21 protein-coding genes are annotated in these 24,884 nt (G+C 65.5%); 15 read left to right on the top strand and 6 right to left on the bottom strand.

Annotation, left to right across the window (positions count from 1 at the left end; translation table 11 throughout):
* Positions 1–40 precede the first annotated feature (40 nt).
* On the bottom strand, positions 41–418 hold the full coding sequence (locus tag KKQ75_RS09390; protein ID WP_213361786.1) for an ArsR/SmtB family transcription factor: 378 nt from the start codon (positions 416–418) through the stop codon (positions 41–43).
* Positions 419–675: 257 nt separating this feature from the next.
* On the opposite strand from KKQ75_RS09390, the gene KKQ75_RS09385 reads away from it, so the two are divergent.
* From KKQ75_RS09385 to KKQ75_RS09325, 13 genes are all read left to right on the top strand, one after another.
* A complete protein-coding gene (locus KKQ75_RS09385; RefSeq protein WP_213361784.1) occupies positions 676–996 on the top strand; it encodes a DUF1840 domain-containing protein in 321 nt (106 codons plus the stop codon).
* 258 nt (positions 997–1,254) lie between these two features.
* Positions 1,255–2,502: an MFS transporter gene (locus tag KKQ75_RS09380; protein WP_213361782.1), complete on the top strand. Its 1,248-nt coding sequence runs from the start codon at positions 1,255–1,257 to the stop codon at positions 2,500–2,502.
* Positions 2,503–2,561: 59 nt separating this feature from the next.
* Complete coding sequence (locus KKQ75_RS09375) at positions 2,562–3,947, top strand: NarK family nitrate/nitrite MFS transporter (RefSeq protein WP_213361779.1); 1,386 nt, start codon at positions 2,562–2,564, stop codon at positions 3,945–3,947.
* A 154-nt stretch (positions 3,948–4,101) separates the two neighbouring features.
* Complete coding sequence (locus tag KKQ75_RS09370) at positions 4,102–7,791, top strand: nitrate reductase subunit alpha (protein WP_213361778.1); 3,690 nt, start codon at positions 4,102–4,104, stop codon at positions 7,789–7,791.
* Positions 7,792–7,852: 61 nt separating this feature from the next.
* On the top strand, positions 7,853–9,403 hold the full coding sequence (gene narH, locus KKQ75_RS09365) for a nitrate reductase subunit beta (protein ID WP_213361777.1): 1,551 nt from the start codon (positions 7,853–7,855) through the stop codon (positions 9,401–9,403).
* 10 nt (positions 9,404–9,413) lie between these two features.
* Complete coding sequence (gene narJ, locus KKQ75_RS09360; RefSeq protein ID WP_213361775.1) at positions 9,414–10,073, top strand: nitrate reductase molybdenum cofactor assembly chaperone; 660 nt, start codon at positions 9,414–9,416, stop codon at positions 10,071–10,073.
* 17 nt (positions 10,074–10,090) lie between these two features.
* A complete protein-coding gene (gene narI / locus KKQ75_RS09355) occupies positions 10,091–10,780 on the top strand; it encodes a respiratory nitrate reductase subunit gamma (RefSeq protein WP_213361772.1) in 690 nt (229 codons plus the stop codon).
* 325 nt (positions 10,781–11,105) lie between these two features.
* Positions 11,106–11,666 carry a carbonate dehydratase gene (locus KKQ75_RS09350; RefSeq protein ID WP_213361770.1) on the top strand — a complete coding sequence of 187 codons (561 nt, stop codon included), beginning with the start codon at positions 11,106–11,108 and terminating at the stop codon, positions 11,664–11,666.
* A 94-nt stretch (positions 11,667–11,760) separates the two neighbouring features.
* The gene (gene modA, locus KKQ75_RS09345) at positions 11,761–12,522 is read left to right on the top strand and encodes a molybdate ABC transporter substrate-binding protein (protein WP_213361767.1); all 762 of its coding nucleotides are present in this window, start codon (positions 11,761–11,763) and stop codon (positions 12,520–12,522) included.
* A 24-nt stretch (positions 12,523–12,546) separates the two neighbouring features.
* The gene (gene modB / locus KKQ75_RS09340) at positions 12,547–13,224 is read left to right on the top strand and encodes a molybdate ABC transporter permease subunit (RefSeq protein ID WP_213361766.1); all 678 of its coding nucleotides are present in this window, start codon (positions 12,547–12,549) and stop codon (positions 13,222–13,224) included.
* Between the two features lie 4 nt (positions 13,225–13,228).
* The gene (locus tag KKQ75_RS09335; protein ID WP_213361765.1) at positions 13,229–13,999 is read left to right on the top strand and encodes an ATP-binding cassette domain-containing protein; all 771 of its coding nucleotides are present in this window, start codon (positions 13,229–13,231) and stop codon (positions 13,997–13,999) included.
* A complete protein-coding gene (locus KKQ75_RS09330; protein WP_213361763.1) occupies positions 13,962–14,486 on the top strand; it encodes a nitrogen fixation protein NifQ in 525 nt (174 codons plus the stop codon). Before KKQ75_RS09335 ends, KKQ75_RS09330 begins: the two co-directional genes overlap by 38 nt.
* 28 nt (positions 14,487–14,514) lie before the next feature.
* The gene (locus tag KKQ75_RS09325; RefSeq protein WP_213361760.1) at positions 14,515–15,336 is read left to right on the top strand and encodes a TOBE domain-containing protein; all 822 of its coding nucleotides are present in this window, start codon (positions 14,515–14,517) and stop codon (positions 15,334–15,336) included.
* A 104-nt stretch (positions 15,337–15,440) separates the two neighbouring features.
* On the opposite strand, the gene KKQ75_RS09320 is transcribed toward KKQ75_RS09325, so the two are convergent.
* From KKQ75_RS09320 to KKQ75_RS09300, 5 genes are all read right to left on the bottom strand, one after another.
* Positions 15,441–16,115, bottom strand: coding sequence for a response regulator (locus tag KKQ75_RS09320; RefSeq protein WP_213362754.1), 675 nt, complete (start codon positions 16,113–16,115; stop codon positions 15,441–15,443).
* A 2-nt stretch (positions 16,116–16,117) separates the two neighbouring features.
* On the bottom strand, positions 16,118–18,034 hold the full coding sequence (locus KKQ75_RS09315; RefSeq protein ID WP_213361758.1) for a type IV pili methyl-accepting chemotaxis transducer N-terminal domain-containing protein: 1,917 nt from the start codon (positions 18,032–18,034) through the stop codon (positions 16,118–16,120).
* Positions 18,031–18,711, bottom strand: coding sequence for a carbonic anhydrase (locus tag KKQ75_RS09310; RefSeq protein WP_213361756.1), 681 nt, complete (start codon positions 18,709–18,711; stop codon positions 18,031–18,033). Before KKQ75_RS09310 ends, KKQ75_RS09315 begins: the two co-directional genes overlap by 4 nt.
* A 1-nt stretch (position 18,712) precedes the next feature.
* The gene (gene moaA, locus KKQ75_RS09305) at positions 18,713–19,714 is read right to left on the bottom strand and encodes a GTP 3',8-cyclase MoaA (RefSeq protein ID WP_213361755.1); all 1,002 of its coding nucleotides are present in this window, start codon (positions 19,712–19,714) and stop codon (positions 18,713–18,715) included.
* Positions 19,715–19,787: 73 nt separating this feature from the next.
* The gene (locus KKQ75_RS09300) at positions 19,788–20,165 is read right to left on the bottom strand and encodes an ArsR/SmtB family transcription factor (RefSeq protein WP_213361753.1); all 378 of its coding nucleotides are present in this window, start codon (positions 20,163–20,165) and stop codon (positions 19,788–19,790) included.
* Positions 20,166–20,352: 187 nt separating this feature from the next.
* On the opposite strand from KKQ75_RS09300, the gene KKQ75_RS09295 reads away from it, so the two are divergent.
* Positions 20,353–21,444 (top strand): efflux RND transporter periplasmic adaptor subunit, encoded by a 1,092-nt coding sequence (locus tag KKQ75_RS09295; protein WP_213361751.1) that lies wholly within the window; start codon positions 20,353–20,355, stop codon positions 21,442–21,444.
* Between the two features lie 19 nt (positions 21,445–21,463).
* Entirely contained in the window at positions 21,464–24,871 is a 3,408-nt protein-coding gene (locus tag KKQ75_RS09290) for an efflux RND transporter permease subunit (protein ID WP_213361750.1), read from the top strand.
* Positions 24,872–24,884 lie beyond the last annotated feature (13 nt).

Genomic DNA, 24,884 nt, shown 5'->3' with positions numbered 1-24,884 from the left:
AAACTCCGGGGCAATGGGAGAGGCGTGTTGTCGACGCGTTTCAGCAGGCCGAGCCGGTGCGCTCCGTAGACAGGGGCGGCAGCAGTTCGGGCGCACAGCTGGATGCCTTGCGCATGCCGGCGCACTCTTCGGGATGGCCAGCACAGCACTCTTCGGTGAGGTAGCCGATCAGATCGAGCATGAGCGGGATGCTGGCGCGGTAGCGCTGGTAGCGGCCCTCCTGCTCCACGCTGAGCAGGCCGGCCTGCGTCAGCGTTTTGGCGTGGAAGGACAGGTTGGTGGGCGGCAGGCCGAGGGCCGCCGCCAGTTCGCCCGCAACCAGGCCCTGTGGGCCGGTGCGGACCAGCAGGCGGAAGATTTCCAGTCGCGGGCCGGAGGCCAGTGCGTCGAGCAGGGTGGCAGCTTGTTCGGTGTGCATGGTTTGACTATACAACAATTATTGAAATATCAAAATGAAGATTTCGTGACAGTCTGCCGAAGGGTTCGGAGAGGGATGGACAGTCGGACGCCATGTTCGCTTTTCCGTCTGGATCGCTGCTGGTTCTGGGCGGACGGGCGCTGACGATGTCGCGGCGGTGGCGGCACGGGCCGCATGTCATCGACTTGTGGCGGGAACGTGCTACATTGGGCCTAGAATGTCTGCATCAGACCGACAACCCGTGAGAGGAGAAAACCATGCTGTACAAGTTCAAATCCCAGGCAGCTGCCGACGTCATCATGATGCAACCCCATGGCGACAAGGTCCTCGCGGCGCTCGGCCGTGAGCCGTCCGAGCGCGGCGTGATCCAGGTCGCCGCCATGCAGGACGCCATCGACGCCCTGCAGCAGGCCATGAAGGCTTCGCACGAGAAGCAGCAGGCCCCCAAGGATGAAGACAGCAACGAGGATGATGACGAAAACTACGACGACATCCCCTTCCATGTGCGCGCAGAACCCTTCCTGAACCTGCTCAAGCTGAGCCTGGCCGAAGGCAAGGACGTGGTCTGGGGCGTGTAAGCCCGGCCATGTAGCGCTGCGGCCCATGATGCAGCGACGCAGCGCTGACTGAACGTGAACAGAGGCTTGCCAGTGATGGCAGGCCTTTGCTGTTTTTGTAGCACCGGCAACACGCCAGCCCGCAAGAACGACCCCGCCTAATCCTTTCGGCGGAGCAATCCCCCGCCATCCGCAGGGACTTCTCCGCCTGTGCGGTGGATGGAAGCAAAGGGCACGGACGCCTATCGTGGAAGCTGTTCCATCCACGAGGTATCCACCATGGCTTCCCAAACCACCAAGCAGTACGCGGTGCTTACATCCAGCACGGTCGCGTTCACTGTCTGCTTCATGATCTGGATGATGTTCGCCGTGCTCGGCATTCCGATCAAGCAGAAGCTCGGTCTGAACGAGACCGAGTTCGGCATTCTGGCGGCAACGCCGGTGCTTTCGGGCTCGCTGATCCGCGTGCCGCTGGGCATCTGGACCGACCGTTTCGGCGGCCGCATCGTGCTGTTCCTGCTGATGCTGGCTTGCGTGGTGCCGATCTTCGTCATGCAGTACGCCACCGAGTACTGGCACTTTCTGGTGATCGGCCTGTTCGTCGGTCTGGCCGGCGGTTCCTTCTCGGTCGGCACGCCCTATGTGGCGCGCTGGTTCCGCAAGGACCAGCAGGGCATGGCCATGGGCGTGTTCGGCGCCGGCAACGCCGGTTCTTCGCTGACCAAGCTGATCGCCCCCTCCATCATCGCCGCCTGGGGCTGGCAGATGGTGCCGACGGTGTATGCCGCCATCATGCTGGTCACGGCCATCCTGTTCTGGTTCTTCTCGTACAGCGATCCCAAGCACCTGGTGTCTTCCAAGGTCACGCTGGGCGAACAGCTGGCGCTGATGAAAGACCCCGCCGTGCTGCGCTACTGCCAGTACTACTCCGTGGTGTTCGGCGGCTATGTGGCGCTGGCGCTGTGGATGACCAAGTACTACGTCGGTGAATACGGCTTTGACCTGAAGCACGCCGCCTTCCTGGCTGCTGCCTTCTCCCTGCCCGGTGGCGTGCTGCGCGCCGTGGGCGGCTGGCTGAGCGACAAGTTCGGTGCCTACAAGGTGACCTGGGCCGTGATGTGGATCTGCTGGGTGGCCTTCTTCATCCTGTCCTATCCGCAGACCGATTTCGTGATCCAGACCACCAAGGGTCCGCAGACCTTCCACATCGGCCTGAGCGCCACCATGTTCACCGTGCTGCTGTTCGGCGTTGGTGTGGCCATGGCCGTGGGCAAGGCCTCCGTCTTCAAGTTCATCGCGGATGAATTCCCCACCAATATCGGCGCCGTCTCCGGCGTGGTGGGTCTGGCCGGTGGCCTGGGCGGTTTCCTGCTGCCCATCATGTTCGGCGCGCTGCTGGACATCACCGGCGTGCGCACCAGCGCCTTCATGCTGCTCTACGGCTGCGTGTGCGTGAGCCTGGTGTGGATGCACTTCTCCTTCAAGCCGCTGGCGCGCCAGCAGCAGGCACTGCCTGCCGCTGCCTGATTCCTTCCATCCCTTTCTTCACCTGATGGGCCGCCGCGTGCGGCCTGGGAGACAACACCATGAGTGCACATGTTCTGACCCGCTGGGAGCCGGAGAATTCCGCCTTCTGGCAACAGGAGGGCCGCGCCGTTGCGCGCCGCAACCTCTGGATCTCGATCCCCGCCTTGCTGCTCGCGTTTGCCATCTGGCAGGTGTGGAGCGTGGCGGTGGTCAACCTGCCCAACATCGGCTTCAAGTACACGCCCAACCAGCTGTTCTGGCTGGCCGCGGTGCCGGCGCTGTCGGGCGCGACGCTGCGCATTTTCTATTCCTTCATGGTGCCGATCTTCGGCGGCCGGCTCTGGACCACGCTGACCACGGCCAGTCTGCTGATTCCGGCCATCGGCCTGGGCCTGGCGGTGCAGAACCCCAACACCAGCTACGTCACCATGATGATGCTGGCACTGCTGTGCGGCTTCGGCGGCGGCAACTTCAGCTCCAGCATGGCCAATATCAGCTTCTTCTTCCCCAAGGCGGAGAAGGGCACGGCGCTGGGCCTGAATGCCGGCCTGGGCAACCTGGGTGTTTCGGTGGTGCAGTTCGTGGTGCCGCTGATCATCACCATGGGCGTGTTCGGCGCCATTGGCGGCGAATCGCAGATCTGGGTCAAGGGCGACCAGACCAAGCAGATCTGGCTGCAGAACGCCGGTTTCGTCTGGGTGCCGTTCATCATCGTGTCCTCGCTGGCCGCCTGGTTCGGCATGAATGACATCGCTTCGGCCAAGGCCTCCTTTGCCGATCAGGCCGTGATCTTCTCGCGCAAGCACAACTGGCTGATGTGCTGGCTGTATCTGGGTACCTTCGGCTCCTTCCTCGGTTTTGCCGCCGGCTTCCCGCTGCTGATCAAGAGCCAGTTTGCCGGCGTCAATCCCACGCAGTACGCCTTCCTGGGCGCTCTGGTGGGCGGTCTGTCCCGCCCCTTCGGCGGCTGGCTGAGCGACAAGATCGGCGGGGCCAAGGTCACGCAGTTCGTGTTCCTTGGCATGATCGCCGGCGTGATGGGTGTGCTGGCCTTCCTGCCGCATGGCGGCCAGGGCGGCAACTTCTGGGGCTTCTTTGCCTGCTTCCTGGCGCTGTTCGCGCTGACCGGCATCGGCAACGGCTCCACCTTCATGCAGGTGCCGGCCATCTTCTCCACGCTGCACCAGCGCCTGGCCGCCGGCAAGGGCGGCGAAGCGCAGCAGCAGGCCGTGGCCAGCGCCAACAAGGAAGCCGCTGCCGTGCTGGGCTTCTCGGCCGCACTGGCTGCCTACGGTGGCTTCTTCATTCCCAAAAGCTACGGCACCTCGATCGAGCTGACCGGGGGCGTGGAAGCGGCGCTGTACGGCTTCATCGTGTTCTACGTGAGCTGCGTGCTGATCAACTGGTGGTACTACGCGCGCAAGAACGCCGAGGTGCCGTGCTGATCCCTCTCCCCCGAAAGGCGTAGGCGGCATCCGCCTTACGCCGCCCCCGCCAGCCCCCACTGGCGAATACCTCGAAACCCCCCGGATTTCTAGACTTGTATCCATGGACCAGGCAGGCGGCGCGGTGCCGCACCTGGGCGCAAACGGAGGCACCATGAGCCATTTTCTCGACCGACTGAAATTCATGAGCAAGGTGAAAGCCACCTTCTCCAACGGCCACGGCGCGGTGGTGAAAGAAGACCGCCAGTGGGAAGACGCGTACCGCCAGCGCTGGCAGCATGACAAGGTCGTGCGCAGCACGCACGGCGTGAACTGCACCGGCTCCTGCAGCTGGAAGGTGTACGTGAAAAACGGCCTGATCACCTGGGAAACCCAGCAGACCGACTACCCCCGCACCCGCCCGGACCTGCCCAACCACGAGCCGCGTGGCTGCCCGCGTGGCGCTTCCTACAGTTGGTACGTGTACTCGGCCCAGCGCGTGAAGTACCCTATGGTGCGCGGCAAGCTGATGCAGATGTGGCGCGAAGCGCGCAAGAGCCTGGGCGCCATCGACGCCTGGCAAAGCATCAGCCAGAACCCCGAGAAGGCGAAGGAATACAAGTCCCGCCGCGGCCAGGGCGGCTTTGTGCGCGCAACCTGGGATGAAGTGAACGAGATGGTGGCTGCCGCCAACGCCTACACTATCAAGAACTACGGCCCTGACCGCGTGATCGGCTTCTCGCCGATTCCGGCCATGTCCATGGTGAGCTACGCTGCCGGCAGCCGCTACCTGAGCCTGATTGGTGGCGTGCCGCTGTCCTTCTACGACTGGTACTGCGACCTGCCGCCGGCCAGCCCGCAGGTCTGGGGCGAGCAGACCGACGTGGCCGAATCGGCCGACTGGTACAACTCCACCTACCTGATGGTGTGGGGTTCCAACGTGCCGATGACGCGTACGCCCGATGCCCACTTCTATACCGAAGTGCGCTACAAGGGCACCAAGACCGTGGCCGTGTCCAGCGACTTTGGCGAAATGGCCAAGTTCGGCGACATCTGGCTGGCGCCCAAGCAGGGCACCGATGCAGCGCTGGCCATGGCCATGGGCCACGTCATCTTCAAGGAATTCCACCTCGAGAAGCCGAGCGAATACTTCACCGACTACATCCGTCGCCTGACCGACATGCCGATGCTGGTGCGTCTGGTCGAAAAGGACGGCCGCCATGTGCCGGAGTACTTCCTGCGCGCCAGCCAGCTCGCCAACAACCTGGGCGAGGACAACAACCCCGACTGGAAAACGCTGCAGATCGACGAGCTGACCGGCGACATCGTGGCGCCCAACGGTTCCATCGGCTTCCGCTGGGGCCAGCCCGAGGGCAAGACCGGCAAGTGGAATCTGGAGCACCGCGACGGCGGCAGCGGCCGCGAGGTGAAGGCACAACTCACCCTGCTGGGCAAGCAGGATGAAGTGGTCGGCGTCGGCTTCCCGTATTTCGGCGCCGAGCACGACGAGCTGCTCACGCGCAACGTGCCGGCCAAGCGCATCACGCTGGCCGATGGCAGCAGCGCACTGGTCGCCACCGTGTTCGACCTGATGGCCGCCAACTACGGCATCGACCGCGGCCTGGGCGGCGGCAACGTGGCCACGAGCTACATGGATGACGTGCCCTACACCCCGGCCTGGCAGCAGAAGCACACCGGCGTGAAGCCCGAAATGGTGATCCAGGTGGCGCGCGAGTTTGCGCAGAACGCCGACCAGACCCAGGGCAAGAGCATGGTGATCGTCGGTGCCGGCCTGAACCACTGGTACCACATGGACATGACCTACCGCGGCATCATCAACATGCTGATGCTGTGCGGTGCCATCGGCCAGAGCGGCGGTGGCTGGTGCCACTACGTGGGCCAGGAAAAGCTGCGCCCGCAAAGCGGCTGGGCCCCGTTGGCCTTCGGCGCCGACTGGAACCGCCCGGCGCGCCAGATGAACGGCACCAGCTTCTTCTACGCCCACACCAGCCAGTGGCGCCACGAAAAGCTTGGCGTGAACGAGATCCTCTGCCCGACGGCCGACGGCTCCATGGCCAGCCTGTCGCTGATCGACTACAACGCCAAGGCCGAGCGCATGGGCTGGCTGCCGTCGGCGCCGCAGCTCACCACCAACCCGCTGGACATCACGCGCCAGGCGGCCGATGCCGGTCAGGACCCGGTGGCCTACACGGTCGAGGGCCTGAAGAACGGCTCCATCGACATGGCCTGCAACGACCCGGACAACCCGAAGAACTTCCCGCGCAACCTTTTCGTGTGGCGTTCCAACATCCTGGGTTCTTCCGGCAAGGGCCACGAGTACTTCCTGAAGTACCTGCTGGGCACGCAGAACGCCGTGATGAGCGACGAGGCGCACTGCATCACCCCGAGCGAAATCACCGTGCGCCCTGCCGCCGAAGGCAAGCTGGACCTGCTGGTGGTGCTGGACTTCCGCATGAGCACCACCTGCCTGTACGGCGACATCGTGCTGCCCACGGCCACCTGGTACGAAAAGGACGACCTGAACACGTCCGACATGCACCCCTTCATCCACCCGCTGAGCGAGGCCGTGCAGCCGCTGTGGCAGAGCAAGACCGACTGGGAGATCTACAAGGGCTTTGCCAAGGCGATCAGCGAAGTCGGCGGCGACTACCTGGGCGTGCAGAAGGACCTGGTGCTCACCCCGCTGATGCACGACTCCCCGCAGGAACTGGGCCAGCCGTTCGACCCGCGCGACTGGAAGAAGGGCGAATGCGAGCCCATTCCCGGCAAGACCATGCCGGCGATGACGGTGGTCGAGCGCGACTACCACCAGATCTACCAGAAGTTTACCTCCATCGGCCCGCTGATGGAAAAAGTGGGCAACGGCGGCAAGGGCATGGCCTGGAAAACCGGCCACGAGATCGAAAAACTGCGCGGCATGAACAAGGTGGTGCAGGACGGCGTGGCCAAGGGCCAGCCCAAACTCGATACCGCCATCGACGCCGCCGAGATGATTCTGACGCTGGCGCCGGAAACCAACGGCCACGTCGCCGTCAAGGCCTGGGAGTCGCTGAGCAAGATCACCGGGCGCGACCATACGCACTTGGCGATTCCGCGCGAGCATGACCACATCACCTTCCGCGACATCCAGGCGCAGCCGCGCAAGATCATTTCCTCGCCGATCTGGTCCGGCCTGGAAAGCGAAGAGGTGAGCTACAACGCCGGCTACACCAACGTGCACGAGCTGATCCCGTGGCGCACCCTGACCGGCCGCCAGCAGTTCTACCAGGATCACCAGTGGATGCGCGCCTTCGGCGAAAGCCTGTGCCTGTACAAGCCCCCGGTCGACCTGAAGACCACGGCGGCGGTGCACAAGCACAAGCCCAACGGCAACACCGAAATCCTGCTGAACTTCCTGACGCCGCACCAGAAGTGGGGCATTCACAGCACCTACAGCGACAACCTGCGCATGCTCACGCTCTCGCGCGGCGGCCCGCACGTATGGATCAGCGAGAAGGACGCGCAGGCGGCCGGCATCGTCGACAACGACTGGATCGAGGTATTCAACGTCAACGGCACGCTCACGGCCCGCGCCGTGGTCAGCCAGCGCATTCCGCAGGGCATGACGCTGATGTACCACGCGCAGGAAAAGATCGTGAACGTGCCCGGCGCCGAGATGAGCGGCAAGCGCGGCGGCATCCACAACTCGGTGACGCGCGCCGTGACCAAGCCGACCCACATGATTGGCGGCTATGCCCAGTACAGCTACGGCTTTAACTACTACGGCACCGTGGGCGCCAACCGCGACGAGTTCGTGGTGGTGCGCAAGATGAAGAACGTGGACTGGATGGACCAGCCCAAGTAAGGCACCTGCGGGCGGCGCGATCCGCCCGCTGCCCACAGCAAGAATTCTGGAGAAATCTGCCATGAAAATCAGAGCGCAAATCGGCATGGTGCTGAACCTGGACAAGTGCATCGGTTGCCACACCTGCTCGGTCACCTGCAAGAACGTCTGGACCAGCCGCGACGGCGTGGAATACGCCTGGTTCAACAACGTGGAAACCAAGCCCGGCATCGGCTTTCCGAAGAACTGGGAAGACCAGGAGCAATGGAAAGGCGGCTGGGTGCTGGATGAGGCCGGCAAGCTGCAGCCCAAGCAGGGCGGCAAGGCCAAGATCCTGTCCAACATCTTCGCCAATCCCAACCTGCCGCAGATCGACGAGTACTACGAGCCGTTCACTTACGACTACGAGCACCTGCAGAACGCCCCCGAGATGAAGACGCCGCCCACGGCGCGCCCCGTCTCGGTGCTGACCGGCAAGAAGATGGACAAGATCGAGTGGGGCCCGAACTGGGAAGACGACCTGGGCGGCGAGTTCCACAAGCGCGCCAAGGACGCGCTGTTCGAAGGCATCCAGAAGGATATGTACTCGGCCTTCGAGAACACCTTCATGATGTACCTGCCGCGCCTGTGCGAGCACTGCCTCAACCCCACCTGCGTGGCTTCCTGCCCGAGCGGCTCGATCTACAAGCGCGAGGACGACGGCATCGTGCTGATCGACCAGGACAAGTGTCGCGGCTGGCGCATGTGCATCAGCGGCTGCCCGTACAAGAAGATCTACTACAACTGGACCAGCGGCAAGGCCGAGAAATGCATCTTCTGCTATCCGCGCATCGAGGCCGGCCAGCCCACCGTGTGCTCCGAAACCTGCGTGGGCCGCATCCGCTATCTGGGCGTGCTGCTGTATGACGCCGACAAGATCGAAGCCGCTGCCAGCATGCAGGACGAACAGGACCTGTACCAGGCCCAGCTCGACCTGTTCCTGAACCCGCACGACCCCGCCATCATCGAGGAAGCGCGCAAGCAGGGCATCCCCGAAGCCTGGCTGGACGCCGCGAAGAAATCCCCCGTCTACAAGATGGCGATGGAATGGAAGGTGGCCTTCCCGCTGCACCCGGAATACCGCACGCTGCCGATGGTGTGGTACATCCCGCCGCTGTCCCCGATTCAGAGCGCCATGGAAAACGGCCTGATCGGCGAGAACGGCATCATCCCCGACGTGAAGGACCTGCGCATCCCGATTCAGTACCTGGCCAACCTGCTCACGGCCGGCAAGGAAGAACCGGTGATCCAGGCGCTGGAAACCATGGTCGCCATGCGCCGCTACATGCGCAAGAAGAGCGTGGAGAAAGTCACCGACGAGAGCACGCTGGCCGGCACGCACCTGAGCGGCGCGCAGGTGGAAGAGATGTACCAGATCATGGCCATCGCCAACTACGAGGACCGCTTCGTCATCCCCACCTCGCACAAGGAAGTGGTGGAAAACACCTTCGACGAGAAGGCGGCCTGCGGCTTTACCTTCGGCAACGGCTGCTCCACCGGCACCAGCCAGGAAAGCCTGTTCGGCCGCAAGAAGGCGTCGCCCATCGTGTTCCACGACATGCGCAAGCAGCTCAAGGCCAACCGCGAGAAATAAGGAGAAGGTGATGACATCTTTGCATTACCAGGCATGTTCGGCATTGTTGTGTTATCCCGAACAGGAACTGATCGAAGCTTTGCCTGAGATCAGAAGCGCGCTGTCCACCCGGCCGGCGCTGCTGGCCGCGGTCGAGCCGCTGCTGGCGCGGCTGCAGGGCACCGAGCTGATCACGCTGCAGGAGGCCTATGTGGCCACCTTCGACCGCAATCCTTCGCACTCGCTGCACCTATTCGAGCACATCCATGGCGAGGACCGCGCTCGCGGCCAGGCCATGGTGGACCTGATGGAAGAGTACAAGGCGCACGGCTTCGAGCCGGTGTGCGAAGAGCTGCCGGACTATGTGCCGCTGTTCCTGGAATTCCTCGCCCAGTGCGAGCCGGACGAGGCCACGCGCCTGCTGGGCGATGCGGTGCACGTGCTGCACTACGTGGCCGGCAAGCTGCAAGGCAACGGCTCGGAATACGCCGGCGTGCTGCAGGCGGTGGTCAGCCTCTCGCCCGTGGCGCCGCTGCCGCTCACCGTGCCGCCCGTGCGCGACATGGATGAAGCCATGGAAACCTTCGGCCCCGGCGTGGATGGCGTCGAGCCGCTGCTCAAGCCGTCCCTGCCTGCCGTGGCACCGATCAACTTTTACGCGCAGCGGCCCGCCCCGGCGGCCGCCTGCTGAGAGCCGGGAGAATCCTCATGAGCTATCTGCACCAATTCGTTTTCGGAATCTATCCGTACATCGCGCTGACCATCTTCCTGCTGGGCAGCCTGATCCGCTTCGACCGCGAGCAGTATTCGTGGAAGTCGGAATCCAGCCAGGTGCTGTACCGCGGCAACCTGCGCATGGCCAACATCCTGTTCCACGTCGGCATCCTGGGTCTGTTCTTCGGCCATCTGGTCGGCCTGCTGACGCCGGTGATCGTGTGGGACACGCTGGGCATCACCCACGGCCAGAAGCAGGTCTTTGCCATGGTCATGGGCGGTATTTTTGGCGTGATGTGCCTGATCGGGGTGTTGATGCTGCTGGCGCGCCGTTTCGGCAACGAGCGCCTGGCGGCCAACACCACCTGGCGTGACAAGCTGGTCATGATCTGGATTCTGGTCACGCTGCTGCTGGGCCTGTCGACCATTGCCGTGTCTGCCGGGCACCTCGATGGCCACCAGATGGTGTTGCTGATGAGCTGGGCGCAGCATGTCGTTACCTTCCAGGGGGATGCCGCCAGCTTCATCGCCGATGCTTCCTGGGTGTTCAAGCTGCACCTGTTCATGGGCATGACGCTGTTCGTGATCTTCCCGTTCACCCGTCTGGTGCACGTGTGGAGCGGATTTGCGAGCGTGACGTATCTGGGGCGTGCGTGGCAGCTGGTGCGTCCGCGCCGCGTGTAACTGCAGTGCATAACTAGACTTCGGTTCACCTCTTGGCCGCCTTTTGGGCGGCCTTTTTTGTCTGCCGCGTTTTGCCATTACCGGCGACGCAGTTTCTGCAGGCGCGCTAAGCTCAGCGCGTTGCCATGCAGTTTTTCAGCACGATCCAGCAATTCTTTGCGGCGCTTCTGCGCCCCCCTGCGTTCGCGCACGGCCTGTGCGCCGCCTGTGCCGGCGCTCCCTGAATTTTCCGTTTTTCAATCCGCCGGGCCCGGATGCCTTCGGCGTGCCTCGTCACGCCCGCAATCCGGCACCGGCCCCATTCAGCAAGCAAAGGAAGTACCCCATGATCCGCAAGAACCCCCGCGGCGATCTGCCGCAGATCCACCCCAGCGCCTTCGTCGACCCCACCGCCATCCTGTGCGGCAAGGTGGTCGTGGAAGAGAATGTATTTATCGGCCCCTACGCCGTGATTCGCGCCGACGAGATGAACGCCAGCGGCGAGATCGAACCGCTGGTGATCGGCGCCCATTCCAACATCCAGGATGGTGTGGTGATCCACTCCAAATCCGGTGCCGCGGTGACCATCGGACAGCGCACCTCCATCGCACACCGCGCCATCGTGCACGGCCCCTGCACGGTGGGCAATGGCGTGTTCATCGGCTTCAACAGCGTGCTGTTCAACTGCACCGTCGATGACGGCTGTGTGGTGCGCTACAACGCGGTGGTGGATGGCGTGCACCTGCCGCCGGGCTTCTATGTGCACTCCACCGAGCGCATCGGTCCGGATACCGACCTGGCCTCGCTGCCGCAGGTGCCGGCGGATGCCAGCGAGTTTTCCGAGGACGTGGCGCGTACCAATAATGCGCTGGTGCAGGGCTACAAGGCGATCCAGAACGAATTCTGATCATCCCTAAGCACTTCGACGGATAAGCGCATCGGGGCATGCGTGATATAGTCGCCTACATAACGAAATCCCCTTTCCACACAGAGAGCCTCGCATGACCCCTTTCCGTCCTGTTTTCCGCGCAGTGGCCATCGTGGCCCTGCTGGGCGCCGGTGCCGCCGCACACGCCGCCGACATCACCGTCTCCGCCGCAGCCAGCCTGACCAACGCCTTCAAGGACATCGGCCAGGCATACGAAAAGCAGTACCCTGATGCCAAGGTGCGCTTCAACTTCGCGGCCTCGGGTCCGCTGCTGCAGCAGATCGCCAAGGGCGCGCCGGTGGACGTGTTCGCCTCGGCCGATCAGGAGACGATGGACAAGGCCCAGCAGCAAAACCTGCTGCAACCCGGCACCCGCCAGGACTTTGCCCGCAACACCCTGGTGCTGATCGTGCCGGCCGACAGCAAGCTGCCGCTGCGCACGCTGGCCGACCTGCGCCGTGCCGAGGTCAAGCGCATCGCAGTGGGTAATCCGGACAGCGTGCCGGTCGGCCGCTACAGCAAGCAGGCACTGGAAACCGCCGGCCAGTGGACGCCGCTGCAGCCCAAGGTGATCAACACGCAAAGCGTGCGCCAGTCGCTCGACTATGTGGCGCGCGGCGAGGTCGAGGCCGGCTTCGTCTACGCCACCGATGCAGCCATCATGCCGCAGAAGGTACGCACCGTATTCACCGTGCCCACCAGCAAGCCGGTGAGCTACCCGATCGCCACCATCGGCAGTAGCCAGCAGCAGGTCGAGGCCAAGCGCTTTGCCCGCTACGTGCTATCGCCGCAGGGACAGGCCATTCTGCAGCGCTACGGCTTCAGCAAGCCCTGAACAGCGTCACAGGCTGCAGCCCCCATGGATCAGGTCGCCTCCGCGCTCACGCTCTCGCTCAAGGTAGCGGGGCTGGCCACGCTGCTTGATCTGGTGCTGGGTGTGGCGGTGGGCTACCTGCTGGCGCGCAAGCGCTTTCCGGGGCGCGAGCTGCTCGATACCGTGCTCACGCTGCCCATGGTGATGCCGCCCACGGTGCTGGGCTACTACCTGCTGGTGCTGCTCGGCCGCAAGGGCTGGCTCGGTGGCTGGCTGCAGGACACTTTCGGCATCCACCTGATCTTTACCTGGCAGGGCGCGGTGATTGCGGCCAGCGTGGTGGCATTCCCGCTGGTATTCAAGCCGGCGCGCGCCGCCTTCGAGGCGGTGGATGGCCGGCTGGAGCAGGCTGCGCGCGTGCTCGGCGTGAGCGAGTGGGGCGTGCTCTGGCGCGTGACGCTGCCGCTGGCCTGGCGCGGCATTCTGGCCGGCGTGCTGCTGGCCTTTGCCCGTGCCATGGGCGAGTTCGGCGCCACGCTGATGGTCGCGGGCAGCATTCCCGGCCAGACGCAGACCCTGTCCATCGCCGTGTACGAAGCGGTGCAGGCCGGGCAGGACGATGTGGCCAACCTGCTGGTGCTGATCATTTCCGTCACCTGCGTGGCCATCCTGTTGGCCGCCGGCAAGTTGGCGCCCGGGCGCATTGCTTCGCGGGAGGGGTGAGCGCATGTTCGATATCGCGATTGACAAGGTGCTGCATTCCGGCGAGCGGCGCTTCCATTTGCAGCTGCAGTGGCGCTCCGAACATCGCCGCGTGGTGCTGCTGGGCAACTCGGGTGCGGGCAAGACGCTCGCGCTCAAGGCCATTGCCGGCCTGCTGCAACCCGATGCCGGCCATGTGCGCGTGGCGGGGCGCACCTTGTTTGATGCGGCGCAGGGCATCAACCTGACGCCGCAGCAGCGCCACGTGGGTTATGTGTTCCAGGACTACGCGCTGTTCCCGCATCTGACGGTGCGCCAGAACATCGGCTTCGGCCTGCAGCGCGGCTGGCGCAATCCGCGCCCGCGTGCGCGCCAGCCCGAGGTGGACCAGTGGCTGGAGGCGCTGCACATCGACCCGCTGGCCGAGCAGATGCCGCACCAGCTTTCCGGTGGCCAGCGCCAGCGCGTGGCCCTGGCGCGCGCACTGGCGGCGCAACCCGGTGCGCTGCTGCTGGACGAGCCGTTTTCCGCGCTCGACCCGGCGCTGCGCCAGACCCTGCGCGACGAACTGAACGGTTTGCAGCAACGCCTGCAACTGCCCATGGTGCTGATCACGCACGACCCAGAGGATGCGCGCCAGCTGGGCGATCACATCATCCATCTGCAGGACGGCCGGGTGTTGCGCGAGGAATTCGCCCACGCGCCGGCAGGAGCGCAACGCACGGAGCACCGGGACCCGGTGCCGGAGGAGGTGGCACATGGCGGCATGCGTCTCGCCCCTGTTGCTGCGGCCTGACGGCCAGCGCTTTACCCTGGCCGACCAGCTGGCGCAGGAGCGCCAGGAGCCGGCGGAGCGCGTGGTGATGCACGTGATGCGCGCCGCACAGCAGGGCGACCTGCCGCTGTATGCGTGGACGCTGGGCCTGCCACAGGCCGAGCTGCTCGCCATGCTGCACACCCTGTTCCCCGAATTGTCCCCACTGCAGGCCTTGCCCGAACCACACTACCGCCTGCTGCAGGCCCAGGTGCCGCCGCGCAAGCACCGGCTGGCCCGGTGCCTGCAGGCCTGTGCCGCGCCGGATGCCGATCCCGTGCACAGCGAAGCGCTGGCCCGCGCATTGGCCATGGTCAGCGCCGGCGAGAGTGAACTCTGGCAAGATGCAGGTATTGCCAGTCCGCAGGCCTTGCTGGCGCTGTTGCAGGCACACTTCCCCGGCCTGCCTCTTGCCGGACAGCTGCCCGACAAGGCCTGGCTATGGCGCTGGCTGGACCAGCCGGCCTGAGCGGAACCCTCTGCGCGGAGCATTCAGCATGTCTCAGACCCCCCCCACCAGTCCCCCGATCGACCTGCAAGGCCAGCTCAGCATGACCGTGCAGGGCGAGTTGCTCGGCGGCACCCGCCAGGTGGCGCTGCTCGAAGCGATCGCCAGCACCGGCTCCATCACCCAGGCCGCCAAGGCCATCGGCGTGAGCTACAAGGGCGCCTGGGACACCATCGATCACATGAACCAGCTCGCCGGCGAGCCCCTGCTCGAACGCAGCAGCGGCGGCAAGGGCGGCGGCGGCACGCGCCTCACGCAGCGTGGCCTCCAGCTGGTGGACAACTTTCGCCAGATCGAGGCAGAACACCAGAAGTTTCTCGCCTTGCTCTCCCGCCAGGCCGCCGGCATGGCGGACGACTATTTGCTCATGAGGAAAATGGCCATGAAAACCAGCGCACGCAACCAGTTCACCGGCACGGTCCACAGCATCCACACCGGTGCCGTCAACGACGAGGTGGTCATCGACATCGGCGGCGGCCACCAGATCGTCGCCGTGGTCACGCACGACAGCGTGGTCAGCCTGGGCCTGCAGACGGGTGGCCCGGCCATTGCACTGGTCAAGTCCTCCTCCGTGCTGCTGGCCACCGAAGTGGAGGATGTGCGCTTTTCCGCGCGCAACCGTCTGACGGGCAGCATCAGCCGCGTGCATCCCGGGGCCGTCAATACCGAGGTGGTGCTGGATCTGGGCGAGGGCCGCTCCATCGCCGCCATCATCACCCAGGGCAGCGCCGATGCACTGGAGCTGGCCGAAGGGCAGCGTGCCACGGCGTTGTTCAAGGCGTCCAGCGTGATTCTGGCAGTGCCGGTGTAAGCGTCCTGCTGCCTTGTTTTGGATCCTGCTGGCTGCACTGGACAGGGGTGCCGGAATGCACGGCGGGCGCAGCGTCAGGCTGGCGTGGGTGCGTTCAACTCGCCTCAGCCACCCCGATCCGTCTTGTCGAAGCCATGCTCGACGGCATACACCGCCGCCTGCACCCGGCTCTGCAGGCCCAGCTTGCGCAAAATGTTCTGCACGTGCACCTTGATGGTGCTTTCGGCCACATCCAGCGTGCGCGCGATCTGCTTGTTGCTGGCGCCTTGTGCCAGCCAGGCCAGCGTCTCGCGCTCGCGCGGGGTGAGAGATTCGTACTCGGACGGCTGCTGCACGGGCGCCGGCGCACGCAGGCGCTGCACCAGCTTGGCCGTCATCTCGGGCGAGAGCACGCTGTCGCCTTCCACCGCACGGCGGATGCTGCCCAGCAGAAAATCGGCATGGATGTTCTTGAGCAGGTAGCCACGCGCGCCCAGACGCATGCATTCGGCCAGATCCTCGCCATCTTCCGAGACGGTCAGCATCAGCACCGCCAGTTCCGGCTGCGAACTGAGAATCTGCGCCAGCGCATCGCGCCCGTGCATGATGGGCATGTCCAGGTCGAGCAGCACGGCATCGGGTTTGAGCTGTTCGGCGAGCTTCACGCCTTCCAACCCGTCGCCAGCCTCGCCCACAACCTCGAAATCGCCCTGGCGCTGCAGCAGGGCCTTGAGTCCGCTGCGGAACAGGGTATGGTCGTCCACCAGCAGAATGCGCAGCGGCGGGGTGTCTGCGGGCATGATCATGTCGCTATCCGTTCTTTCTGGGGCAGCAGCAGCGACACCAGGGTGCCGCCTGCTGCCTGCCGGGTAATGGTAACGCTGGCGTGGATGCGGCGGGCACGCTCCTGCATGATGGACAGGCCCACGTGGCGCTCGCGGCGCGCCTCCATCTCGTCCGCATCGATGCCGCGGCCATTGTCGGCGATGCTCATGACGAAATCGTCGTCGTTACGGATGGTAACGGCCACGCTGTCGGCCTGTGCATGCTTGCGCACGTTCGACAGCGCCTCCTGCAGGATGAAGATCACCTGCAACTGCTGCTGCGGATCCAGCGGCAATCCGTCGCCGCCCATGTCGAGCGAGGTGTGCACCCCGGTCTGCGCCTCGAAGCGCGACAGCAGGGTCTGCACCGCCTCCGGCAATTCCTCCTTGCTGATGCGCACGCGGAAGTTGAGCAGCAGTTCGCGCACGTCGTCGTAGCTTTCCTGCACGCCGGCGCGGATGAAGGCGAGGTTCTCCCGCGCCTGCTCCTGCTCGCCGGCGGCCACCGCCGCTTCCAGCATCTGCACCTGCAGGTTGAGGAAGGAGAGCGACTGCGCAATGCTGTCGTGCAGGCCCTGGGCCATCAGGTTGCGCTCTTCCATCACGGCGAGTTGTCGGTCGCGGGCGGCCAGGCGCGTATTGGCGATGGCTACGCCCAGATGGCTGCCCAATGCTTCCAGCAGCTGCCGGGCTTCCTCGCCCGGCTGCTCGCCATCGCGGAAGAACAGCGTGAAGATGCCCAGATCCTGCTGGCTGGCACGGATCTGGAACACCGAGACCGCGTCAAACCCCGCATTCTGGCAGGGCAGGCTGGGAAGCAGCGGCACCGTGTGCTCCATGCGGTCGATACGGCGCAGCACGGTTTCGCCGGTCTGCACGCTCTGGCCGCAGTAGCAGGCATTCACGCGCGAGCATTCCTGTTGCGTGAGCAGGGTGTCGGGCAGGCCGATCTGCACCACCGCGTCGATCTTGCCGCGTTCGCTGTCGAGCAGGCGCACGGCGCCGGCGCTGGCGCCGGTCAGCTGCATCACCTGCTGCAGAAAGCCCTCGCAGGTCTGCTCCAGATCCTGCGACTGGTGCAGGAATGCCGTCACCTGGTACAGCGCCGTGAGCTGCCGGTTGTTCGATTCCAGTTCCCGTGTCTTGTCGCGTACCTGCTGCTCCATGGTCTGCACCAGCCCCTGCAGGCGGTCCGCCATCTGGTTGAAGCCGTCCGACAGCGCGCCGAATTCGTCCTGCCGGTCCAGATCCACGCGGCTGCCCAGGTCGCCCTGGCTCAGGCGCTGCATGCCCTGGTGCAACTGGTTCACCGGCAGGATCACCAGGATGTAGAGCAGGTACATCATGCTCAGCGCGCCCACCGTGGCCATGCCGATCAGCACCAGCTGGAATACGCGCAGCATGGAGGTGTTGCGCGCATTGTCGATCTCGATCAGCCGCACCAGACGATCGATGCCGTCGACGAAGGCATCGGCCTCGCGGTCCAGCAGCTGGGCGCCGTTGCTTTGCAGCTGTCCGGGCTGCAACAAGGGCACCATGCGCAGTTGCCAGTGCTCGCGGATCCAGGCGGCCTGCGCATGCACCTCGGGCGTGTCGGGCAGGAACAGCGGCCGTGCCGGGTCGCCGGCGATCAGGCGGTCGAGCGTGGTCTGGAACAGGCGACGCTGCTCCTCCACCACCGCGGGAGATTCGTTCTGGCTCAGCAGCATCACGGTGCGGTAGGTGCGCATGCGCAGGCTGCCGGCATCGTTGATGGCGGCGGCGCCCCCTTCCAGCTTCCACGACAGCAGCAGCGTGAAGCCGATGGACACCATGGCGACCACCAGCCACAGCACCGAGAGCACCAGCAGTTTGGTGCTCAGGCTGTGGCGGCTGGGGAGCTGGTCGAGGTTCATGCTGCGATCATAGTGCGCCGCTGTGCTTCACGGGCGCGCTCCAGCGGGCAGACCAGCGGCAGGAACTGGCGCGCATCGGTGTCATAGCCCCAGAGCGAGCCGCTGTGCATGTCGAAATACCAGCCGTGCAGCGTGAGCGTGCACTGCTGCACGCGCTCGGCCACCCAGGGGTAAGAGAGCAGGTTTTCCAGCGATACCAGCACGGCAGCGCGTTCGGCCAGCGCCAGTTGCTTCTCCTGCGAGACGCCCGCGTGGTGCGTGCACACAAAGCGCCGCGCCGGCTCGGCAATGCGCAGCCAGCGCCCGAGCGCGCTGTCCGGCAGGGTGCTGCGCTGCATCAGCGCGCGGATGCCGCCGCAACTCGAATGGCCCAGCACGATCACGTGCTGCACCTCCAGGCTGAGCACGGCAAACTCCAGCGCCGCCGCCACGCTGGCATGCGGGTTGTCCGGCTCGTTGGGCGGCACCAGATTGGCCACATTGCGCACGGTAAACACATCGCCCGGCGCGGAATCCATCAGCATCGGTGGATGCACGCGCGAATCGCAGCAGCCGATTACCAGCGTGCTGGGGTGCTGGCCGTCGCGCAGGGTGTCGAAAATGCCGCCATCGTCGCCGAAATGCTGGTGCTGGAAGCGCTTGAAGCCTTCGAGCAGATGGTCGATCGAGTGTTTCATCTCAGCCTCCGGTCATGGACATGAAGCGCACGATCTTTTCCGGCCGCGCCAGAAAGTCGTGTCGCTCGGGCTTGAGCGTGATGGCCTGGCGGATGGCATGCTCCAGCTCGGCATCGCTGCAGCCGGCGCGCAGCAGCGGGCGCAGTTCGAACTTGTCCTCCTGCCCCAGGCAGAGATACAGCGTGCCGTCTACCGACAGGCGCACGCGGTTGCAGGTTTCGCAGAAGTGCTGCGACAGCGGCGTGATCAGGCCGAGCGTGAAGCCGGTGCCGGGGCTGGTCCAGTAGCGGGCCGGGCCGCCGCCCAGGGGCATGGTGCAGCGTACCAGGCCGAAGCGCTGCTGCAGATCCTCCAGCAGCGGCCCCAGCGGCACGCCTTGCGTCTGCCGCCCCTGTTCACCTACCGGCATCGCCTCGATCAGGCGCAGCACGAAGCCGTGCTCCATGCAGAAGGCCACCATCGGCTCGATATCGTGCTCGTTCACGCCTGCAATCGGCACCATGTTGATCTTGATGCGTTCAAAGCCGGCACGCTGGGCGGCGCGCAGGCCGTCCAGCACATGGTCCAGGCAGTCGTTGCCGGTGATGTGCTGCACGCACTCGTGGCGCAGCGAATCCAGGCTCACGTTCAGGCGCTGCACGCCGGCCGAGCGCAGCAGCAGGGCCTGGCGGCCGAGCTGCGTGCCATTGGTGGTGAGCGACAGGTCCTCGATGCCCGACAGGGCGGCGATGTTGGCCGCCAGCTCCGGCAGCCCCTTGCGCAGCAGCGGCTCGCCGCCGGTCAGGCGCACGCGGCGCGTGCCCATGCGGCTGAAGGCGGCTACCACGCGCGTGATCTCTTCCAGCGTCAGCCAGTGCCCGGGCTGCTCGAAACCGCGAAAGCGCCGCGGCATGCAGTAGGTGCAGCGCAGGTCGCAGCGGTCGGTGACCGACACGCGCAGGTAGTCCACGGTGCGGCCGAAGGGGTCAGACAGGACGGGAGAGGCGGGGGCGGAAACTTCCATGCCCTGTTTATAGAAAAACCGGGCCGGTTTGCCACTTGGCGGGTGGGGGGAGGGGGCTAGTTATTTTGGTGGATCAGCCGCGCTTCTTTGCCTGCTTGCGGGCCTTGTCGAACGCCTCGCGCTGGCTGTCATGCGCCTCCCAGCGCTGCGCCACCTGGTTGCACACCAGATCGCACAGGGCGAAGACGGAAGAATCGGCCACGCTGTAGAACACGCTGTTGCCCCGGCTCTCGCGCGTGACCAGGCCCTGCTGCGCCAGCAGCAGCAGGTGGCGCGAGACATTGGCCGGGCTGGATTCGACTTTTTCGGCAATTTCTCCCACACTGCAGGGGCCACTGCGCAGCACATTGAGAATGCGCAGGCGGGTGGTTTCTGACAGGGTGCGGAAGTAGCTGGCGATGTGTTCCAGCGCTTGCGCGGGCAGATGCTGAAGCAATCCGTCGGAAGTCATGCGGGCAGGAAATGCGGTTGGAGAGTTGGCACTGTACAACTATTCAATTGATTGCGCAATTAAGAATTTGCGTATTCACACAAATACGTATAATGTAAATTGTCTGCGCGGCCTTGCCGTGCTGCTGCGTGGTGTTCGCCTTCGGGCCGCCATGTCGCCCCACTCGAACAAGATAGGTGTGTTTGCCATGAAGCCTCAATCCATTCTGCGCCGCGTTGGCGGCTGGCTGGCCGTCGCGGCCCTGGGTGCCGGTGTCGGTCCTGTTGCGCTGGCGGCGCCCCTGCCCAGCGTGGCCGTTTCCAGCGCTGCCAACGGCAGCATGAGCAGCTACGAAGGCACGGTCGAGTCGCTGCGCCAGACCACGCTGGCGGCCCAGGTGCCCGGTGCCGTGGTCGAGCTGCCGGTGCGTGCCGGCCAGCGCGTGGCTGCCGGCCAGTTGCTGCTGCGCATCGACGCCCGCGCCGCCAACCAGGCTGCCACCGCGAGCCAGGCGCAGATCGGCGCCGCCCGCGCCCAGCTCGATGTGGCTGCCAAGGATCTGGAACGCAAGCGCCAGCTCGCCGCCAAGAACTACATCAGCAAGGCCGCGCTGGAGCAGGCCGAGGCCGGCTACCGTGCCGCCGCCGCCCAGGTCAACGCGCTGACGGCCGCCGCCGCTGCCGCCACCACGCAATCCGGCTTCTACGTCGTCAAGGCGCCCTATGCCGGCATCATCTCGCAACTCTCCATCGAACTGGGCGACATGGCCATGCCGGGCCGCCCGCTGCTCACCATCTACGATCCGGCCTCCCTGCGCGTGACGGCTTCGGTGCCGTCCTCCGTCATCGGCAAGGTCGATCAGGCCAAGGCCCAGGTCGAATTGCCCGATGCCGGCGGCAGCATGATTGCGCCCACGCGCGTCGAGGTGCTGCCCGCGGTCGATCCGCGCTCGCTCACGCAGGCGCTGCGCGCCAACCTGCCGGCCGGGCTGGACCGCGCCGTGCCGGGCATGTTCGCCCGCGTCTGGCTGCCGGTGCCGGCCGCTGCCGCAGCCGCACAAGGTGGCTCGGCGCCTGCATCCGGCTCCGCTCTGCTGGGCCAGAACATCCGCGTGCCGCTCAAGTCCATCGTGCGCCGCGGCGAAATGACCGGCCTGTACGTGCTCGACGCCAAAAACCGTCCGCTGCTGCGCCAGGTGCGCCTGGGCCGCACCACGGGCGACCAGGTCGAGATCCTGTCCGGCCTGCAGGCCGGCGAGCGTGTGGTGACCGAGCCGCAGGCTGCGGCCCGCGTGCAGTAAGCGTGGCAGAGAGGCAGGCATGAGCGAACAACACACCACGCCCCCGCCCACCACGGCGCGCATGGGCATTTCCGGACGCATCGCCGCGTTCTTCCAGTCGGCGCAGATCACGCCGCTGCTGGCACTGGTGGCCTTCCTGCTCGGCGTGTTTGCCGTGCTGGTCACCCCGCGCGAGGAAGAGCCGCAGATCGACGTCACCATGGCCAACGTGATCGTGCCCTTCCCCGGCGCGGCCGTGAAGGACGTGGAATCGCTGGTGGCCACTCCGGCCGAGCAGGTGCTGTCGCAGATGACCGGCGTGGAGCACGTGATGAGCGTGTCGCGCCCCGGCGTGGCGGTGCTCACGGTGCAGTTCAAGGTGGGCGTCAAGCGCAACGATGCGCTGGTGCGCCTGTATGACACGGTTGGCGCCAATGCCGACTGGCTGCCGCCGGGCCTGGGCGTGCTCTCGCCCATCATCAAGCCCAAGGGCATCGATGACGTGCCCATCGTGGCCCTCACGCTCTACACCAAGCGCACCGACAGCGACACCTTCGATCTGGAGCGCGTGGCGCACAGCATCGAGGCAGACATCAAGCGCGTGCCGGGCACGCGCGAGGTCACGACCATCGGCGGCCCCGGTCATGCCATCATGATCGAAGTCGACCCGGCCCGCCTGTCCGCGGCCGGCCTCACCGTGCACGATCTGCGCAATGCGCTGCAATCCGCCAACTTCGGCCTGCCGCTGGGCGACCTGATCAGCGGCAACCAGGCCGTGGCGATCGAATCCGGCCCCTACCTGCGCAATGCGGACGACGTCTCCGACCTGCTGGTGGGCGCCCCGGGCGGCAAGCCGGTGTTCCTGAAAGACGTGGCCAATATCCGCGACGGCGCACCGCCGCCGGCGCGCTATGTCTGGTATGGCGAGCCGCTGCAGCAGGGGGACAGGGCCGTTGACAGCGCCAAGGCTGCCCCCGCAGCAGCGCAAGCCTCCGGCGCAGCCCCGGCAGCCGCAGCCGGGCAGGGCGCCAGCGCCCGCAGCGGTGCCGAATACCCCGCCGTCACCATCGCCGTCACCAAGAAGCCGGGCGAGAACGCCATCGACGTGGCCAACGCCGTGATGACGCGCGTCGACCAGCTCAAGAACACCGTGATTCCGGCCGATGTCTACGTCGAGGAAACGCGCAATTACGGCGAAACCGCCAACGACAAGGCCACCAAGCTGATCCAGAAGCTGCTGTTCGCCACGCTGTCGGTGGTGGCGCTGGTGTTCATCGCGCTGGGCCGCCGCGAGGCAGCCATCGTCGGCACCGCGGTGGTGCTGACGCTGACCGTGACGCTGTTTGCCTCCTGGGCCTGGGGCTTCACGCTCAACCGGGTGTCGCTGTTCGCGCTGATCTTCTCCATCGGCATTCTGGTGGACGATGCCATCGTGGTGGTGGAAAACATCCACCGCCACCAGCAGCTCTACCCGGGCAAGTCCCTGCGCGAGATCATTCCCGGTGCCGTGGACGAAGTGGGCGGCCCCACCATCCTGGCCACCTTCACCGTGATCGCCGCGCTGCTGCCCATGGCCTTCGTGTCCGGCCTGATGGGTCCCTACATGAGCCCGATCCCGATCAACGCCAGCATGGGCATGCTCCTGTCGTTGGCCATTGCCTTCATGGTCACCCCTTGGCTGGCGCGTCTGTGGATGAAGGCCACGCATGGCGATGACCATGGCAAGGCCGCCGGCCATGGCCTGGCCGGCAAGCTCGATCCGCTGTTCCGCAAGGTGTTCAATCCGCTGCTGCACCCGCAGTCCGGCAAGCGCAACCGCCGCCTGCTGGGGCTGGGCGTGGCCGGCCTGATCGCGCTGTCGGTGCTGCTGCCGGTGTTCGGCCTGGTGGTGCTGAAGATGCTGCCCTTCGACAACAAGAGCGAATTCCAGGTGGTGGTCGACATGCCTGCCGGCACGCCGCTGGAGAAGACCGCTGCCGTCATGCACGAACTGGGCGCGCATCTGGCCACCATCCCCGAGGTGAAGAACTACCAGGCCTATGCCGGCACTGCTTCGCCGATCAACTTCAACGGCCTGGTGCGCCAGTACTATCTGCGCACCGCCAGCGAAATGGGCGATATCCAGGTCAACCTGGTCGACGCCAAGCACCGCAAGGACCAGAGCCACGCCATTGCCACGCGTGTGCGGCCCGGCCTGCAGGAAATCGGCAAGCGCCACGGCGCCAACGTGAAAGTGGTGGAAGTGCCGCCCGGCCCGCCGGTGATGTCGCCCATCGTGGCCGAGGTCTATGGCCCCGAGGCCGAAGGCCGCCAGCAGGTGGCGAACGCGCTGCGCAAGGTGTTCGAGAACACCGCCAACGTGGTTGACGTGGACACTACCAACACGGCAGCCGCTCCCAAGGTCGAGCTGATCGTCGATCGCCGCAAGGCGGCCCAGCTCGGCGTGCCGCAGCAGGCCATCGTGGCCACGCTGCGTACCGGCCTGTCGGGCGACGCCGCCACCTTCCTGCACGACCAGAGCCGCTATGCCGTGCCGACGCAGATCCAGTTGCCGGCCGAGGCCATGGGCAGCCTGGACGCGCTGCTGCAGCTGTCCGTGCGCACCGGCGCCGGCACGCTGGTGCCGATCCGCGAACTGGTGACCGTGAGCGACAGCGTGCGCGAGCAGCCTTCCATCCACAAGGACCTGCTGCCGGTCAGCTTCGTCATGGGTGACATGGCCGGCGAGGTGGACAGCCCGCTCTACGGCATGTTCAAGATGCGCGGCGAGCTCGACAAGATCCAGGCGCCCAACGGTGGCAAGCTGGATGAATACTTCATCAAGCAGCCGCAGGACCCGTACCGCAACTACGCCGTCAAGTGGGACGGCGAGTGGCAGATCACCTACGAAACCTTCCGCGACATGGGCGCCGCCTATGCCGTCGGCCTGATCCTGATCTACCTGCTGGTGGTGGCGCAGTTCGGCTCCTACCTGGTGCCGCTGATCATCATGGCGCCGATCCCGCTGACCATCATCGGCGTGATGCCGGGCCACGCGCTGCTCGGCGCGCAGTACACGGCCACCAGCATGATCGGCATGATCGCGCTGGCTGGCATCATCGTGCGCAACTCCATCCTGCTGGTGGACTTCATCAACCTGCAGCTGAAGGAGGGCGTGCCCTTCGAGGAAGCCATCGTCAAGTCGGCCATCACGCGCGCCCAGCCCATCATGCTGACCGGCCTGGCCGCCATGATCGGCGCCTTCTTCATCCTGGATGACCCGATCTTCAACGGCCTGGCCATCTCCCTGATCTTCGGCATCTTCGTCTCCACCATTCTGACGCTGGTGGTGATTCCGATGCTGTACTACATGGCCTACCGCAAGCAGTACGGACAGCCCGGCAACGGGCTGGACAACGGCGGGCCGGTCCCCGCGAGCAATGGCCCGACAGAGGCTGTGCCGCATTAACTGCAGAGGCTAC

Source organism: Brachymonas denitrificans (assembly GCF_907163135.1).
GTDB classification, from domain to species: Bacteria; Pseudomonadota; Gammaproteobacteria; order Burkholderiales; family Burkholderiaceae_C; genus Brachymonas; species Brachymonas denitrificans_A.
This window is presented reverse-complemented; position numbering and strand designations above follow the sequence as displayed.

Excerpts from the sequence above, each read along its gene's own strand:
- narH (WP_213361777.1), top strand. The coding sequence starts at position 7,853 with ATGAAAATCAGAGCGCAAATCGGCATGGTGCTGAACCTGGACAAGTGC.
- KKQ75_RS09300 (WP_213361753.1), bottom strand. The coding sequence starts at position 20,165 with ATGACTTCCGACGGATTGCTTCAGCATCTGCCCGCGCAAGCGCTGGAA.
- KKQ75_RS09390 (WP_213361786.1), bottom strand. The coding sequence starts at position 418 with ATGCACACCGAACAAGCTGCCACCCTGCTCGACGCACTGGCCTCCGGC.
- modA (WP_213361767.1), top strand. The coding sequence starts at position 11,761 with ATGACCCCTTTCCGTCCTGTTTTCCGCGCAGTGGCCATCGTGGCCCTG.
- KKQ75_RS09325 (WP_213361760.1), top strand. The coding sequence starts at position 14,515 with ATGTCTCAGACCCCCCCCACCAGTCCCCCGATCGACCTGCAAGGCCAG.
- KKQ75_RS09295 (WP_213361751.1), top strand. The coding sequence starts at position 20,353 with ATGAAGCCTCAATCCATTCTGCGCCGCGTTGGCGGCTGGCTGGCCGTC.
- KKQ75_RS09330 (WP_213361763.1), top strand. The coding sequence starts at position 13,962 with ATGGCGGCATGCGTCTCGCCCCTGTTGCTGCGGCCTGACGGCCAGCGC.
- KKQ75_RS09290 (WP_213361750.1), top strand. The coding sequence starts at position 21,464 with ATGAGCGAACAACACACCACGCCCCCGCCCACCACGGCGCGCATGGGC.
- KKQ75_RS09375 (WP_213361779.1), top strand. The coding sequence starts at position 2,562 with ATGAGTGCACATGTTCTGACCCGCTGGGAGCCGGAGAATTCCGCCTTC.
- KKQ75_RS09385 (WP_213361784.1), top strand. The coding sequence starts at position 676 with ATGCTGTACAAGTTCAAATCCCAGGCAGCTGCCGACGTCATCATGATG.
- KKQ75_RS09310 (WP_213361756.1), bottom strand. The coding sequence starts at position 18,711 with ATGAAACACTCGATCGACCATCTGCTCGAAGGCTTCAAGCGCTTCCAG.
- KKQ75_RS09335 (WP_213361765.1), top strand. The coding sequence starts at position 13,229 with ATGTTCGATATCGCGATTGACAAGGTGCTGCATTCCGGCGAGCGGCGC.
- KKQ75_RS09320 (WP_213362754.1), bottom strand. The coding sequence starts at position 16,115 with ATGCCCGCAGACACCCCGCCGCTGCGCATTCTGCTGGTGGACGACCAT.
- KKQ75_RS09315 (WP_213361758.1), bottom strand. The coding sequence starts at position 18,034 with ATGAACCTCGACCAGCTCCCCAGCCGCCACAGCCTGAGCACCAAACTG.
- KKQ75_RS09370 (WP_213361778.1), top strand. The coding sequence starts at position 4,102 with ATGAGCCATTTTCTCGACCGACTGAAATTCATGAGCAAGGTGAAAGCC.
- narI (WP_213361772.1), top strand. The coding sequence starts at position 10,091 with ATGAGCTATCTGCACCAATTCGTTTTCGGAATCTATCCGTACATCGCG.
- KKQ75_RS09380 (WP_213361782.1), top strand. The coding sequence starts at position 1,255 with ATGGCTTCCCAAACCACCAAGCAGTACGCGGTGCTTACATCCAGCACG.
- modB (WP_213361766.1), top strand. The coding sequence starts at position 12,547 with ATGGATCAGGTCGCCTCCGCGCTCACGCTCTCGCTCAAGGTAGCGGGG.
- narJ (WP_213361775.1), top strand. The coding sequence starts at position 9,414 with ATGACATCTTTGCATTACCAGGCATGTTCGGCATTGTTGTGTTATCCC.
- KKQ75_RS09350 (WP_213361770.1), top strand. The coding sequence starts at position 11,106 with ATGATCCGCAAGAACCCCCGCGGCGATCTGCCGCAGATCCACCCCAGC.
- moaA (WP_213361755.1), bottom strand. The coding sequence starts at position 19,714 with ATGGAAGTTTCCGCCCCCGCCTCTCCCGTCCTGTCTGACCCCTTCGGC.